At 57.8% G+C, this 14,347-nt stretch carries 14 protein-coding genes; 2 read left to right on the plus strand and 12 right to left on the minus strand.

The features are described from left to right. Positions 1-39 precede the first annotated feature (39 nt). The 5 genes from BC363_RS14650 to BC363_RS14670 form a co-directional block, all read right to left on the minus strand. Positions 40-1,608, minus strand: coding sequence for a hypothetical protein (locus BC363_RS14650; RefSeq protein ID WP_065782481.1), 1,569 nt, complete (start codon positions 1,606-1,608; stop codon positions 40-42). 137 nt (positions 1,609-1,745) lie between these two features. After that, on the minus strand, positions 1,746-3,290 hold the full coding sequence (locus tag BC363_RS14655; RefSeq protein ID WP_141690310.1) for a hypothetical protein: 1,545 nt from the start codon (positions 3,288-3,290) through the stop codon (positions 1,746-1,748). A 59-nt stretch (positions 3,291-3,349) separates the two neighbouring features. Beyond that, positions 3,350-3,583 (minus strand): hypothetical protein, encoded by a 234-nt coding sequence (locus BC363_RS34395; RefSeq protein ID WP_141690311.1) that lies wholly within the window; start codon positions 3,581-3,583, stop codon positions 3,350-3,352. Between the two features lie 38 nt (positions 3,584-3,621). Beyond that, a complete protein-coding gene (locus BC363_RS34400; protein WP_161952459.1) occupies positions 3,622-5,811 on the minus strand; it encodes a relaxase/mobilization nuclease domain-containing protein in 2,190 nt (729 codons plus the stop codon). 153 nt (positions 5,812-5,964) lie between these two features. Further along, positions 5,965-6,429: a DNA mobilization endonuclease VirD1/MobC family subunit gene (locus BC363_RS14670; protein WP_065782489.1), complete on the minus strand. Its 465-nt coding sequence runs from the start codon at positions 6,427-6,429 to the stop codon at positions 5,965-5,967. A gap of 280 nt (positions 6,430-6,709) precedes the next feature. Here BC363_RS14670 and BC363_RS14675 point away from each other — a divergent pair, with 280 nt between their 5' ends. Then, positions 6,710-7,405, plus strand: a complete 696-nt coding sequence (locus tag BC363_RS14675) for a conjugal transfer ATPase VirC1 (RefSeq protein WP_065782491.1) — start codon at positions 6,710-6,712, stop codon at positions 7,403-7,405. Position 7,406: 1 nt separating this feature from the next. After that, positions 7,407-8,108, plus strand: a complete 702-nt coding sequence (locus tag BC363_RS33495) for a VirC2 family conjugal transfer protein (RefSeq protein ID WP_083223456.1) — start codon at positions 7,407-7,409, stop codon at positions 8,106-8,108. A gap of 157 nt (positions 8,109-8,265) precedes the next feature. Here the strand turns inward: BC363_RS33495 and BC363_RS14685 are convergent, their stop codons facing one another. From BC363_RS14685 to dhaL, 7 genes are all read right to left on the minus strand, one after another. Continuing rightward, on the minus strand, positions 8,266-9,897 hold the full coding sequence (locus BC363_RS14685) for a dihydroxyacetone kinase subunit DhaK (protein WP_065782495.1): 1,632 nt from the start codon (positions 9,895-9,897) through the stop codon (positions 8,266-8,268). A 62-nt stretch (positions 9,898-9,959) separates the two neighbouring features. Then, entirely contained in the window at positions 9,960-10,955 is a 996-nt protein-coding gene (locus BC363_RS14690) for a dihydroxyacetone kinase subunit DhaK (RefSeq protein ID WP_065782497.1), read from the minus strand. Further along, a complete protein-coding gene (locus tag BC363_RS14695; RefSeq protein WP_065782499.1) occupies positions 10,952-11,383 on the minus strand; it encodes a hypothetical protein in 432 nt (143 codons plus the stop codon). Before BC363_RS14695 ends, BC363_RS14690 begins: the two co-directional genes overlap by 4 nt. Then, positions 11,376-12,989: a phosphoenolpyruvate--protein phosphotransferase gene (gene ptsP, locus BC363_RS14700; RefSeq protein ID WP_065782504.1), complete on the minus strand. Its 1,614-nt coding sequence runs from the start codon at positions 12,987-12,989 to the stop codon at positions 11,376-11,378. The genes BC363_RS14695 and ptsP overlap by 8 nt, the downstream gene beginning before the upstream one ends. Then, positions 12,989-13,270 (minus strand): HPr family phosphocarrier protein, encoded by a 282-nt coding sequence (locus tag BC363_RS14705; protein WP_065782506.1) that lies wholly within the window; start codon positions 13,268-13,270, stop codon positions 12,989-12,991. Before BC363_RS14705 ends, ptsP begins: the two co-directional genes overlap by 1 nt. Further along, on the minus strand, positions 13,267-13,656 hold the full coding sequence (gene dhaM / locus BC363_RS14710) for a dihydroxyacetone kinase phosphoryl donor subunit DhaM (RefSeq protein WP_065782508.1): 390 nt from the start codon (positions 13,654-13,656) through the stop codon (positions 13,267-13,269). Before dhaM ends, BC363_RS14705 begins: the two co-directional genes overlap by 4 nt. Continuing rightward, positions 13,653-14,267: a dihydroxyacetone kinase subunit DhaL gene (gene dhaL, locus BC363_RS14715; protein ID WP_065782510.1), complete on the minus strand. Its 615-nt coding sequence runs from the start codon at positions 14,265-14,267 to the stop codon at positions 13,653-13,655. The genes dhaM and dhaL overlap by 4 nt, the downstream gene beginning before the upstream one ends. Positions 14,268-14,347: the final 80 nt, after the last annotated feature.

Here is a 14,347-nt window from a genome sequence, read left to right on the forward strand (position 1 = left end):
TTTGATGCTAGGTTAGCAGCGACATGGGCAGACATTTCCTTACCCGCTCGATGCACTGATCCCGTCCGTGCTCCTGTCGCGCTCTACGTACAGAGATGGCTTTTCGCTGGAACCACCCTTTTGAGTCTTTCGCATATCTACCACGTTGCCGCCCCCATGGTAGCTTATCCCGGAGCTTAGGGACTTCCCCGTATTGCCAGGGAAAAAGTCAGTGTTTGAAAACATCTCGCTCACACTTTTGTTCAACAGCGCGGCGACCTTGGCCTCTTTTTCAGGGTCTGCCTTCGGTGCCATCGTGAACCAATCTGTCGTCGAAGGAGGTCCAGCCGCCCTACCGTATAGCTGACTAGGTTTATACAGCCCTCGTGGCGCCTCGTCTTTTGTCGCCGAGACGTTTGAAGATCCATCTAGTTGCGGCTTCGCCTTTGTAGCCGATGCACCGTTGACACCGACGTTATCACCATCCACCTCGGAACCATTCGCGTTCGCCCCTGCAAACATTGCCTTCACACTTTCGTTCAATCGCGCGGAAGTTATGGCTGGTGTCTTGGGTTTCTGTGGTGGCAAGCTCTCGTTGTTCTTGGCGATCGGGCCTGCCGATATACCGAACGTATCGTTCGGTATATACGGCCCTCGTTGCTCTTGGTTTTTTGCAGTGTGATCGTTTGAAAAACCTCCTGCCTGGCGCTGCTGCTCGTTAGGCAAACTGCCCGACATGTTGGCCCCCAGTTGAGACGAAACGTTTGATCGTCCTGTCACGAACGATGATCGCGTTTCGATGCCGGTCCCCTCGCGATGCGTATCAACCTTCTCTGGCGTTCGTTTCTCCCACTCCCTTAAGACGGCCTCTTCACGCTCTTTCCGCTCCTCGAACTTCTCCAGCTCTTCATCCGTTAAATCGACGTATTTATCGCGCACCCTAAAAAAGCCCTTATAATGTATCGTCTTTTTTTTGGTGTCGAAGTTGTAATGAACTTCATGCTCAAAGAGCTTTTTGCCAAAGAGGCGACCGAAAACATGTGTCTTGGTCTCACCATTTCCAACAGCATCAAGCTTAATCTTCATTGAATATGGACCGATTTTCCGCTCCATCGTTCTCCATTTCACGTCATCCCCATCTGGAGACCACAAAGCTACCTGACGGCTGGAATGTAGTCCCCCGAAATTCTTTTCCTCATGATAAAGCTCCCGACCCTTAATTGACCGAGTGACAGTGCCGACTGGATCCGAAAACGATGACTTTGTAACCCGCCCGTCCAGGTCATATTCGTAGGCCGTTTTGAAAAGGCCGCCCAAATATCTCCGATGTTCCGATTTCTTGCCGCTTGATTCATTGTAGTTTGATATCTTCGTCCGAAGACCGTTGAATGAGACTTTCTGGGTGCGATGGAAAATACTCTCGCCATCCTCCCCAAGTCGATCAAAAACAAACTTTTCTTCCGAACGCCGCAGACCAAAGAACCACTCGGTCTGAGTGGATAATTTCTTCCCGTCTTTACTTGCTTTCTGAACTTTACCGTAGATTCGGCCATAGACGTTTTGCTTATTAAGCAATCCTCCGGCCCTGACGGTTTTTTCCTTAACGTCTTTATGTATATCTGCAGCCATTTCGTATCCTCCTACGGGACCGCCTCTAGCTTACAAGAAAAGGTAAATCATGCCGACGATGAAGTCGAGCCGACGTCGTTGAAGCGCAACAGGCGTTTCATTGATCCAATGCTGCGTTTCCGTCCAAATAAACGGAACTACGATCTCCCATAACTGGATCTATTCTTAGATTCATAACCTCTCTTAACATGCGCCTCCTCAGATGGGTAAGTTAGGATACCCTGCACCAAATCAGGACGCTCATTAATTTCCCTGTCCATCTGTATTAACTTCATCGCATGCGGATGCACTTTTCCAAGGCCATTATCTTTCTCCAAAATACCTATTTGTCCGTAAAATCCGGTTGCCTTTCCATCTTTTCCAATATTCGTGACAAGAATCTGACTCTTTTTATACTTAGATAGAATCGTCTCATTCTCACCAAGCCTCGCAATTACACTCGATTCATCTTCTAGATAGCCGTCTCCCGTATCAATTAGAACAGTCGGAATGTCGAAATTGAATGTATCTCGTACGATTTGATCGTCACTGCAGTTACAATCAGCAACCGCAACTGGTATCTTATGCTCCGGCATCAGCTCATTGAAGTACGTCGGATCGTCTTGCCTTGCGTGTTCTGCGGTATGATAACCACCTTTTCTACTGCGAATTCTGATAAGGGGAGCAATGCTCGGGTCTCCTGCCTTGATCAAATCAGCAAGTACCTCAATTTCGCTCTTTTTTTCAGCTGGTATATTTTGTTCGCCTTCCTCTACCTTAACTTCTTCGAGCTCTTTTCGGCTATTTTCGCGATCCATTGCCTCCTTAAAGATCGTATCAACATTAAATAATCGTCCCCCGACAATGATACCGACTTTTGGCAAGCTACCATTGGGATTAACGTCCCTGTATACTTGTGAATTATATCTGTCTTGCCCTCCAGTTTTACTGCTGCTCACATGATCCAAGTAACCAACGGAGTGGTAACCGTTGCATTTTTCGGACTTGAGTTGAATTTGCCCCCCCAACTCCTCCTCCAACTCACGTACCGAGAGCCCAGCCCTAGGGTCTTTTCTCGTGATATCAAAACTTTTGATCGTTCCATCCTTGCGGTTAAACAACAGGATATTTTCGTTGTCTACTCCCGCCTGCAGAGGATTTACATACTCGACTTGTTGCTTTCTCGATCCTGTGCTTGTCGTTAGCCAACGCTTATCGATCGGCAAGTCATAACCACCTCCGGCCTGCATCTTTACCCCATTATAGAGCTCGCCTGACAATCCATTATTCATCAATATTGCTCTTGCACCGGCGTATTTCTTTGCCCAATACGCCGTATTATTCATCTCTTTTGTTCGTTCGACCCATATATTCTCGGCCAGCGTCGCCTTTGGGAAGTAATTACCTTCGGCATTTTTTACGATGCATCGAACTCCCTCCATGTGCCGCGTCGACGGGCGGGAGCCTTTATTCATCGCAGCGTATATTTCGCTATATTTCTTTCCTGTAATCCAATTTGTTTCACCTTTTTGCTCGTGACTTGGATCGGCAAACAATAAAGTTGATTTATCGTTCAAGAGAAGAGCGGGTTTTTGAACATTCGATCCATAAACATTTCCGCCACGTCCGCTACCGTTGGCAGCGATGTGATCTGCTGGCTCCTGGTAATCGGGAGATTTCATACTTTGATCTTCTTTGGGCATTCGGTTAATCCAATCAAATCTGTAAATTGAAGTATTGTAAATAATAGATTATAACTCAATCATCTCTTTATCGTAATTCTGGATATTGTCTCCTGAAGTCGAATTCTTTCTATTTCAAAACTATCTAGGCATGCCAACACCATATTATACCCTTCTTCTTCACCGGAAATATCATTCCGTTTCTTTGCCGTAGATCCATCAGTATTGCCCACAGAAACTGAGCCGACACTTTGACCGGATACCACAGACTGCAACAGATGCCGCGATTGCTCGTTAAGTTTGCGAAACGTCATGGAAAACTCCTTTGGTTGATTGCTGATGCCGCCTGCATCTATTCAGTGCGACTATTGGTCGAGCGCGACGGGTCAGGCTCCTGCCGGTTGCGCTCATTTCGGGTCTGCTCGGCTGTGGCTTGCCGCGCAGGGAGACCGGTCTGTGTAGCTGCATCGGGCGTGGGCGCCTGTTGCTGCCGCCGGTTCGTAGGGGTTCTATGCCGCAGGTTCTCTTCTCCATGCGCCCCCTCCACCTGCCTTTGGCGTGGCTGCGCGGCCTCGGCCTGCGCTTGTCTTGCGGCGTCCGACTGCGCTTTCGAAGCCGCGCGTGTTGTTACATTTGGCTTGCCGTAGTCGGCTCGGTAAACGGCTACTCGCGCCTCCTTGGCATCCTTCTCGCGGTTCTTCAGCTCGATACGCCAAGCGCGCAGTTCTTCCTGCGATCCGCCCTCCGGCCTCGCCAGCTTGTGGTCTCTCAATGCTGCCCTGGCGTTGTCTCGCCTGATCCTGGCTGCGCGCTGAGGCGAAATCTGCGACGGCGGCTGGAAGCCGGGGTCATTTTCGCGCCCGCTTGACGGGCCGGCATCAGACAGATCTGTTTCGGAACTGCTCCCCTCTTGTGGGGCAGCGCCGGAGCCCGCACGCCGCTTGAGCATTCGCTCGCGCCGCAACAACTCCTCACGCGCAAGGTCGATCGGCGGCTCAGCTTCGGTCGCCGGTATCGCCACCTCCGCGGAACGTTGAGGCAGCCGATGCCGAAACTCCTCGTCGTCAGCTTCCTGTTCGCGCCGTACCCTGTCCGCCTGCCTTTGAGCTTCGCTTTCCAGTTCCCAGGGGTGAGCGACCGAAGGTTCGTCCGGTTGCGGGTGATCCAACTGACCGAAATGGGCGAGCTGTTGACGGGGGACTGACAGTCCTTCTCCGCCATTGTCATCGGCAGGCTCCATATCTTTGTCGACATCGGCCGCAGCGGCGTCAAAGTCGAAATAGACGTCCAAGTCAGAGTCGTCTGCATTATCCAATTCAGAGGCGGACAGATCTGCTTCCGAACTGCTCCCCTCATGTGGGGCAGTGCCGGAGCGCGCAGGCCGTTTCAGTCTTCGCTCGCGCCGCAACAACTCCTCATGCGCAAGGTCGGTCGGCGGTTCAGCTTCGCTCGCCGACATCGCCACCTCTTCGGGACGTTGGGGCAGCCGATGCCGAAGCTCATCTTCGTCTTCAGCTCGCTGTTCGCGCCGCAATCTGTCCGCCCACCTTTGAGCTTCTCTTCTCTGTTCCGCGAGATCGTCCGGCGTCATCGTGGGCAGCTGGCTATTCGCACTGCGAGACGAGCCGGCGACAGCTTGCGGGTGATCCAGCGGATCGAAACGGGCCGGCTGCTGATGGGGGACTGACGACCCTTCTCCGTCGTTGTCATCGGCAGGCGCCATCTCCCTGTCGACACCGGCTGCAGCGGCGTCAAAGTCGAAATAGACGTCCATGCCAGAAGTAGACGTCTCCCGGCTCGACACTTGGGAAGTGCGGTTCGGACTCGTTCCTCCATCGCCGCCGCCTTCGCTCCCGCCGTCCGATCCGTCATCGCCCGGATCGTCTCCAGGACCGTCGCCAAGATCCGGATCGGGAACAAATACCGGTTCGCACGTCTCCAGCACGGTCTCCAGTGTGGGAACGTTGACAGCCTCATTAACCCCGGGCGCCTGCCCTTCTCCGTCAAAACTCGGATCATAGTAAGGGACCCTGCGGGCCGCTTCGGCCGGCGGCGGTATCGCGGCCCCGAAGGGCGTTGCCACCAGTTCGATGTTATGGTCGCGCCCTGCCTCAACTGCGGCCAAGCGCATGGCGTCATAGCTCCAATGGGCGTGGTTTCGTGTGAGAGTGAGGAGATGACCGCCGCCGAGCGGAACCCGATCGACGACAACATGCATATGCGGGTGATTGTGCTCCGCCCCGTGGTTGTGAAACGCCGTTACATAGTCATGACGGTTCACATAGCCCTCAGCATTGGGATAGCCATGGCCGAAAACGGATTCCGCCCAGTCGCGCCCGGCGCGTTCTGCAGCCGCAGCATTCGTACCGGCCGGAAAGCTGATGACAAAATGCATCGTCAGATCATGGTTCAGTACGGCATTGGCACCGCCATGCGGAAGATGGCCCGAGCGCTCGTACACCCGGCGGGCAAAGGCCCAGACAGCGTTGGGGTCGATCGCATCCGGTGTGCCCGGGTTGAACTGGTGGCGCTGCGCGCCCACCAATAGAACCTCGGGTCGGGGGTCCGTCTGGCGAGACAGGTAGCCGAGCTGCCTTGCCAATCCCTTGACGGACCGAGTCCCGCCTCTGGGAACCCTCCTGATCATTGCTTCAACCGGCATTTGCTGCGCCCATTTGCTTAAGACCGTCCAAGGCTACGACTTGCGCACTGCACGTTTCAGCAGAACCTGGCCGTCGATCCGCCGCTTGGAAACGTTCAGCAGCGTTTGCAGCTTGTCATCGAGCATTGCGAATTCCTTGCCGAAGGCCGCGCGAAGCTCGAACAGCTTGTCCACGTCGCCGCTGCCGGACCGCTGCGCATCGCGCTGCAAATGGCTCAGGCTTGCCGAGATTTCGCCGATATTGCTGGAGATCTGCCGCAACATATGACGCGTCTCGCGGTCAACCTCGAGGAACCCGGCGACACGGCGCGCAACGATGCGCAGGGCCATATTGTTGGTCAGCCCCAGTTTCTGCACCTGCTCCGAAAAACTCACGAACTCCGCGTGCCGGAGCCGGACGCTGACGACTTTGTAGCCGCCGTGTTCGGCGGGGTTTTTCGTGGCACCGGTCGAAATCGGCCACTCGCCAAAAAGGCCTGTCTGGTTGCCTGTTGCCATACTTTGCAATCGCCTTTTTCAGAAACGGACCCGGCAATGGCCGGAACATCCCATTCGATCAAAATCGGCACGCAAGCCATACCGCTTACAATCACCAATAAACTCAATAACAATATGGCGTATACGAACTACAAATCAATATCACCGTCAATAAAAATCGTCATTGACCAATCAAAATTGCAATAGTATTTAATATTGATACGAACAAACAAACAATCTGATGTACAAATATTTGTAGATACGACTTTTACCGGATTTACGATTAAAAAGGGTTACTGCAATGAAGCTTATTACTTTCTGCTCATTCAAAGGCGGCGCCGGCAAAACGACTGCACTGATGGGCCTCTGCTCAGCGCTTGTGGCCGACAACAAAACGGTCGCCCTGTTTGAGGCCGATGAAAACCGGCCGCTGACCACCTGGAGGGAAAACGCCAAGGAGAACGGAACCTGGGATGACCGGTGCAGCGTTTTCGTCGCCGATGAGTTGCCGCTGCTGGAAGCGGCCTATCAGGAGGCCGAAAATCAGGGGTTCGACTATGCGTTCGCCGATACCCATGGCGGGTCGAGCGAGCTGAACAATACGATTATCGCCAGCTCGGATTTTTTGCTGATCCCGACGATGCTGACGCCGCTCGACATCGATGAAGCGTTGGCGACCTATCGCTACATTATCGAGCTTCTCGTTGCCGAAAATCTGCATGCGGAAACCGCGATCCTGCAACAGCGCGTCCCGATCGGGCGGGTGACGGCCTCGCAACGGGCCGCCTCGGATATGCTGAGCGTCCTGCCCCAATTCGAAACGCCGATGTATGAGCGCGACGCCTACGCGGCGATGAAGAAGCGAGGCATGCTGCATTTGATCCTGGAGAACATGACGACCAATCCGGCGATGCGGTTGATGGCGCGCAACTACGCCGCGGCAATGAGCGAAGTGGAAGCACTTCGGACATTCTTGACATCGGCGCTGGAGGGTTGAAATGGCGATCCGAAAGCCCAGTGTTTCCGTCGAGGAAGCCAAACGTTTAGCAAAATTGAGACCGGATGCCGACGACGGTCAGGACAAGGCGAGCAGTCAGGCGACTGACCCGAGCCAGGAAACGGCACCACTGGCGACGCAGGCCTCGGCACCATTGCCGCAAGCCCCTTCGGCCACCGAAAACAGCCGGCCCGGTCCAAGGGCCGTATTCCAGTCTTTGCGGACCGATATCCTGCCGGAAGAACTTGCGGCAGCAGCAGTGGCTCCTCATCAGGAAGTTGCAACCACGCCTAGCCCTATGTTCACCGGCCTCGTCTTTCCCGAGTTCGAGCCGGAAGAACCCAAAATCCAGGTGTTCCTGTCGGCGCCGCTCCCCGCGCGCGGTGTCTCGGCAAGCTATGACGCACTCACCAAGCAATATTCGGCGACAAAAGCGCTTCAAATGATCCTACGCCGGGCCTTGGACGATTATGAAACCCGGCTTGATGATGGCTCGTACCGGGCGTCGGCAGCCGAGTATGCGATTGGGAACAAAGACAAACCGGCGATCATCCAGACCTCGCGCATGATGCCTGTCCGCTTGATCGACATCGCCCGTACGCATTTCGACCCGCTCGGCTTTGAGAGCACACGGGCGTTTGGTCGCAAGCTGGCATGCGCGGCGCTGGCCTGCTTTTTCGAGAGGGAGGAGAAGCGCAAATGAGGCAACGGGGAGCCCCCGACGGGGCATGTTAACAACGACCGCGCAAAGCTCCGCATCGGGGGCGATTGCAACATCGCCCCCGATCGAGCCTGCCCAAGCATCCACAATTGCCTAGATCCTACACCACCGCCACGGCGGCATAGGATGAAAGGGCCGATTAAACCATCGCCAGCGTCTCGAAAACGCGCGCGACGGCTTCGGCACCCGGATCCTTGTTTCCCTCCAAGGAACGAGCATCGAGATAGGAAGAGCGTCCGGCACCTGCACGCAGCATCCCAGCTGTCGCATCTGCACCCTTGCGTGCAGCGGCTGCGGCAACCTTCAGGTCACCACCTGCCGCAAGCGTGTCGAAGGCGGGCTTGAGTGCGTCGACCATTGTCCGGTCCCCAATGCGAGCCCCACCATACTTCTGCATCGCCTCGACGCCGGCGGTCAAAGCCGCTGTCCAATCGTCCTTCTGACCGTAGGCTTCCGCAGCGCGGGCGAGCAGGATCGCAAACAAAACGCCGCTAGAGCCCCCCATCGCCTTGCGCTTGATTTCACTGAGAGCCGACAGAAGGGCAGCGCCCGATGCGAATGGAAGGGCGTCAATGTTGCGGCGCACGGCGCGTGCCGCGGTAGCAAATGTGCTGCCCGTGTCGCCGTCGCCGACCTTCGCGTCGAGGTCGTTGATATCACTCTCCATCGCGATGCACGTTTCGACTATCGCCTCAACGATCTTCCGGACTGTTTCGTCTGTGGACGGCACCCACGCGGAGGCCTGCTCCATGGCTGGAGTAGCAATCGCAGTGGTGTTGCGCACGGCGGTAAAGGGCGGCAGCGCCGGGCATCCGGTCGGCGCCAGCAGGATTTCCTCGAATTCCGGCGTGAGCTCGAGCAACGAGAGCGAGAACCCGGGCATGTCCAACGCCGTCATCACGCTGGCCGGGCCTGCCACATAGGCGATCCGGTCCTTCACCCGCGAGCGCATGACGTCGGCCAGGAGCACCGAGCATTCGAGGCCCGATAGGCCACCCAGATTGTTGAACAGCAACGCATAGCGGGCGCCCGGGTCGAGCCTTTCCTGAAGCCGCGAAGCGAGCATCTCCACAAGTTCGACCGATGACTGCGGGCGGACCAGTTCGACGCCGGCTTCACCGTGAATGCCTAGGCCAATCTCCACCTCACCGTCAGCCATTCGTTCCTGTTTTGGGCTGCCGGGCACGGTGCAGGTATCGCGGGCCGCGCCGATGGTCAGGATGCCGCGCTTGGCCCGCTCGACCACCGAGACGATCTCGCCCAGGCTCCGACCCGCATCCGCCAGATAGCCGGCAATCTTGTGCACGAAAACCGTGCCGGCTACGCCGCGCGGCTGGACCGCGTCGCGAATAGCGATGTCATCGGCCACGATCACCATTTCAACACGCAGGCCCAACGCCTTGGCCTTTTCCGCCGCGAGCCCAAAATTCAGCCGGTCGCCGGTATAGTTCTTGACCACCAGAATGCAGCCGGCCGGGCCGGTGACCGCGATGATTGCCGAGAGCACCGCATCGACGCTCGGCGAGGCAAAGACATCGCCGCAAACTGCCGCCGTCAGCAAACCCGCTCCGACAAGGCCCGCATGCGCGGGCTCGTGGCCCGAGCCGCCGCCGGAAACGACCGCAACCTTCGATTTGTCTGAGCCGCCTCGGATGACGACACGCGCATGACTGGAATGGTCGAACCGAAGGACCTCACCGCCCCGAGCGGCAATCAAACCGTCGAGCGCGTCGGAAACGATGTTGTCTCTGGTGTTATAAAAATTGCGCATGAGTTCTCCTTTTGGCGGGTCGCCAATTTTCTACGAGTTGGTGAGAAGGCGGCTCGTCCCTGCTAGCTACATCGGAAGGCCGGCGTTTGGGCTGGGGTGTCAAAGAGCGGTAACGTGTCTTGATCAAGAGCAGTGACGGTCAGAGACGCACCGGCCATGTCGAGGGCAGTACAAAAGGTGCCTGCGAGACTGCGCTCCACGCGATAGCCGCGGTGATCAAGAGCCTGTCGGGCCGCATGGTAGAATGAGTAGAGCTCGATCGGCGGGGTAGCACCAAGGCCGTTGCACATCAGAAGCAGCGGCTCACCGCGCTCCGCCCGGATCTTATCAAGGATGCCGTCGAGAAAAATCTCGGCCAGCTCTGAGGCAGTCTTCATGGCGACGCGTTCACGTCCCGCTTCACCGTGGATGCCGACACCGAGCTCGATTTCCCCCTCGCCCAGGAAAAATGTTGGCCGGCCTGCTGCCGGGACGGTGCAGCCTCTCAACGCCGCGGCCATCGAGCCGGTCTTTGCCGTCACCCTTCGCCCGATCGCGGCGCATTCTTCCAGGCGAGCGCCCTGTTCTGCCGCCGCGCCAACGATCTTCTCGACGACGACCGTGCCTGCGACACCGCGGCCACCCTGCGCCCGTCCGGCCGGTTGCCCGACGAGTGCGACGTCATCGTCGACGAGCACGCGGTCAGTGATACCCGAACGCAGATCAGCGACCATGTCGAAATTCATGACGTCGCCGGCATAGTTCTTAACGATGAAGAGTACGCCAGCCCCGGTATCGACAGCTGCGGCCGCTGCCATCATCTGATCGGGGGTTGGGGCACTGAAGATCTGACCGGCGCAAGCTGCATCGAGCATGCCTCGCCCGACATAGCCGATGTGCATAGGCTCGTGTCCGGACCCGCCGCCTGAAACGAGCGTCACCTTGCCCTCTCCCTTGGCCACGCGACGAAAGATCGACCGGCTCGTGGGATCGAAGCGCACGAGATCTGCATGGACTTCGGCGAAACCAGCGAGCGCGTCAGCCAGCAAGGTCTCCGGCGCATTCATCAGTTTTTTCATGGCCGGTCTTTCCGCCTGCCGGTCGCAAGCCCAATCAAGCTTTCTGCTGTATACTTAAGTGTCTGACGGATAAGGTCCCGTTGGGCTTCATCCTTGACCGCAGAAAGATCAATCGTGATTGCGTCTGCATCGGAAAGCGCACCATTTGTCAGGAGCTCTGCCTGCCCCGGATGAGCCTCCACATAGGCTTCTAGGAACTGCGCGCGTTCGGACGGCGTCAGATGGCAGACGGCGATGATCTTTTGCACATAGTGCGAGGGAATCGGCACCGAATATTTTGGATTGGTGATCTGCGAAACGAAGCTTCGGTTCGTACCGATCGCGTCGGAGATTTTTTTGCGCAGCCCTGAGGGGCGCTTGGCGAGAAAGTCGCGCAACAGCTCCTTGTAGGCGGCAATCAGATCGTTCGGGGTCTGCGTGTCATTCATCTGCCACCACCTTGTCGGTCCAATCACGAACCGCCTGCTTTACCGATGCGACGGAGGCCGGGGCGAGCGACAGGTTGCGCACGCCAGCGCGCAGGAGCAGGCCGGTCTGCTCCGCCTGCGAAGCCATGTCGCCACAGACGCTAACCTCCACCTGCTTTCTTCGCCCTGCTTCGACGACCAGCTCGATCAGCCTCGCGACGGCGCGGTTGCCCTCGCCAACGAGCACATTTAGGCGGTGCTCGTCGCGCGCGGCAGCGAGTACGTATTGTGCCAAATCATTCGTTCCGACCGAGAAAAACTCGGTATCGAACTCCGCCGCCATCAGCGCCGCCGATGGCACCTCCACCATCATGCCGAGTGGCGGCATGCGGCAAGCGACGCCCTTGGATTCAAGCTCTGCAACAGCCTCTACGAAGCCCTGCCTAACTTCGGAAAGCTCGCGCGGGACTGTGACCATCGGCACCATCGCCTTGAGATTGCCGTGTGCCGCAGCGCGAGCGAGCGCCCGCATCTGGGTGCGAAACACCTCCGGGCGGATTTGGAAGAGCCGAATGCCACGAAGGCCAAGAAACGGGTTTGCCTCCCCGGGGACCGTCAGTCCCACGACCGGCTTGTCGCCTCCGGCATCGAGGAGCCGAACGGTGACGGGTCGCCCGGCTGCCCACTTTAGAATTTCGCGATAAGCGTCATATTGGCGGTCCTCATCCGGCAGGACACCGTCGTTGAACAGGAACTCGGTGCGCACCAATCCCACGCCGTCAAACGGTGTCACGTCGAGACTGCGAAGCAGCCGTGAATTGTCGAGATTGACGTGGATGCCGATCCGGATGCCGTCCCTGGTGATCGCAGGCTCCACCTGCCGCCGTTCCGCATCTTTATCGACGGCGCTTTGGTGCTCCCATGACCGAGGAAAAGGCGCCAGTTCGTCAGCTGATCCCGCCACCAGTGATCCAAGATTGGCATCAAGAACAACCTCCGAGCCATCCTCGATTGCGCGAATGAGCGCTCCACAGCCGACAATCATGGGAATAGCGCGCGCCCGCGCCAGCAGGCAGACATGGCTCGCGGGGCTTCCGCCAACGGTCGCGATGCCGCCAATGGCACCCGGTTCGAATTCCAGCAGGCGGGAAGGTGTGAGGAGGTCGGCAATCAGGATGACGCCGCTGGCCTTGTCTAGGATATCGTGTGGCGTGCCGGCGCCGAACAAATGGCGCTCAACGCGCAACATGAGGTCGGCCACGTCGTCGGCTCGGGCGCTCAAGGCGCCGCCGCCAGCCCGGTAGTCAGTGATCTCGGCATCGAGGGCTTGCCGCCATGCGACCGGGGCGCTCAGCCCTGCCTCGACCGCGTGCCAAGCTTCAGCAATGAAATCCGGGTCATCGAGAAGCGCGCACTGAAATTCGAGGATGTCGGCGGCCTCGCGATCCACCCCGCCCGCGAGATCGCGTAGCTCTTGCACCGCATGCAAGATCGCTCTTTCGAGGTGCGCACGTTCTCGAGCCGGCAGACCAGGTGCATAGCCAGCCGCTTGCGTGTCGCTGCGCATGACCAGAACCTTTCCCCGCGCGCGGCCAACTGCAGCCGGAGTGCCGTGATAGTGCCTCATCAGTCGTCCCCGAAATTGCTCGATATCAGGGCGACAAGTTCGCAAACTGCGCTATCGGCGCCAGCTCCGCGTGCGCGGATGAAAATGGCCGCACCGTTTCTCGCCTTCATCTTCATGAGCGAGTTCGTCGATTTCGCATTGATCCACGCCCCTTCCGGCGAGGCCGCGACCTCCACCGAACAATCAAACGTCTTGGCCAGCCGCGCAAGTTTCACGGCCGGGCGGGCATGAAGGCCCGTCGGGTCCAGAATCGTCGCACTGCCGGTCGCATTCTCGCTCACGACTTGTACTCCTCCGCCGCCGCTCGGACTTGCTCCAGCGCCGCACCGGACACGGCCTCTGTCGCCGCCATGATGGCTCCTTCGACAATGGCCGCATCGCAAATCGCGAAATACGCCTGATGTTCGGGAGGCAGCATCTCGATTGCCATTTCCGAATTGGTCTCCGCACCACCAAGATCGACGAAGATCAGCACACCCTGGGGGCGGCAGACAGATTTCAACGCCGCGATGATCTCCACAATATTGGTGCCCAGGCCGCCCTCAGCATTGCCGCCGCACGCGACCACATCAACCTCGCCGCCAACCATCTGGCGCACCATGTCCCGCGTTCCTTCGGCAACTGCCTTGGAGTGCGAAACGATAACCAAAGCGACATTCCTGTTCATGCCGTTTCCTCAAGCACATCACAAACCGCGTTCACCAGGAGGCAAACCGTCATCGCCCCCGGGTCGAGATGGCCGCGTGAGCGTGCACCCAGGAAGGCGCTGCGCCCGCTTGTAGCAATCATGTCCCTCGTGTCCTCCAGTGAGCGTGCGGCACAGGCCCGCACGTCGCTGAGCGCGACCAGCGGCCTGTCGAGCTCTTTACAGAGGGGCACGAGCACATCCAACATTGTCTTTGCCCCCGCATCCGACTTGCCGCGCCGCTTGACAGCCTCGGCCCCGGCCCGCAGCATGTCGCAGGCTGCCTTCGCATCGTTCGGCAGGGCACCGGACCCCTTGCCAAAATCCATGAGCATCGACCCAAAAAGTGGGCCCGACGCGCCGCCGACATTCATCACCAGCGTCATGCCGAGCGTGTGACAGAACTCCCGAAATTCCAAACCCAGGTGCTCTCGATAGGTGTTTTGCACCGCCGCGAAACCGCGCGCCATGTTGTCTCCGTGGTCGCCATCACCGATCGCCAGGTCGAGACCGGTCAAGGCCGCGCGGTTCTCCTGTATGGACGAGCAGCACCGATCGACGATTTTCCCGATGATTTCGCTTTGGCTTGCCATTTCCGGTTCCTCATCGCCTCGTCCTCCGACACCTTCTGCAGGTGGATCCGTGGGGATCCACCTGCCGGAACGTCTCCTCG

The organism is Ensifer sp. LC384 (genome assembly GCF_001695865.1).
Classification (GTDB): domain Bacteria; phylum Pseudomonadota; class Alphaproteobacteria; order Rhizobiales; family Rhizobiaceae; genus Ensifer.

What these genes read in the sequence shown, in the direction of transcription:
- BC363_RS14695 (WP_065782499.1), bottom strand. Translation starts at nt 11,383, where the DNA reads ATGAATGACACGCAGACCCCGAACGATCTGATTGCCGCCTACAAGGAG.
- ptsP (WP_065782504.1), bottom strand. Translation starts at nt 12,989, where the DNA reads ATGAGGCACTATCACGGCACTCCGGCTGCAGTTGGCCGCGCGCGGGGA.
- BC363_RS14675 (WP_065782491.1), top strand. Translation starts at nt 6,710, where the DNA reads ATGAAGCTTATTACTTTCTGCTCATTCAAAGGCGGCGCCGGCAAAACG.
- BC363_RS14670 (WP_065782489.1), bottom strand. Translation starts at nt 6,429, where the DNA reads ATGGCAACAGGCAACCAGACAGGCCTTTTTGGCGAGTGGCCGATTTCG.
- BC363_RS14685 (WP_065782495.1), bottom strand. Translation starts at nt 9,897, where the DNA reads ATGCGCAATTTTTATAACACCAGAGACAACATCGTTTCCGACGCGCTC.
- BC363_RS14655 (WP_141690310.1), bottom strand. Translation starts at nt 3,290, where the DNA reads ATGCCCAAAGAAGATCAAAGTATGAAATCTCCCGATTACCAGGAGCCA.
- dhaM (WP_065782508.1), bottom strand. Translation starts at nt 13,656, where the DNA reads ATGAACAGGAATGTCGCTTTGGTTATCGTTTCGCACTCCAAGGCAGTT.
- BC363_RS14690 (WP_065782497.1), bottom strand. Translation starts at nt 10,955, where the DNA reads ATGAAAAAACTGATGAATGCGCCGGAGACCTTGCTGGCTGACGCGCTC.
- BC363_RS14650 (WP_065782481.1), bottom strand. Translation starts at nt 1,608, where the DNA reads ATGGCTGCAGATATACATAAAGACGTTAAGGAAAAAACCGTCAGGGCC.
- BC363_RS34395 (WP_141690311.1), bottom strand. Translation starts at nt 3,583, where the DNA reads ATGACGTTTCGCAAACTTAACGAGCAATCGCGGCATCTGTTGCAGTCT.
- BC363_RS33495 (WP_083223456.1), top strand. Translation starts at nt 7,407, where the DNA reads ATGGCGATCCGAAAGCCCAGTGTTTCCGTCGAGGAAGCCAAACGTTTA.
- dhaL (WP_065782510.1), bottom strand. Translation starts at nt 14,267, where the DNA reads ATGGCAAGCCAAAGCGAAATCATCGGGAAAATCGTCGATCGGTGCTGC.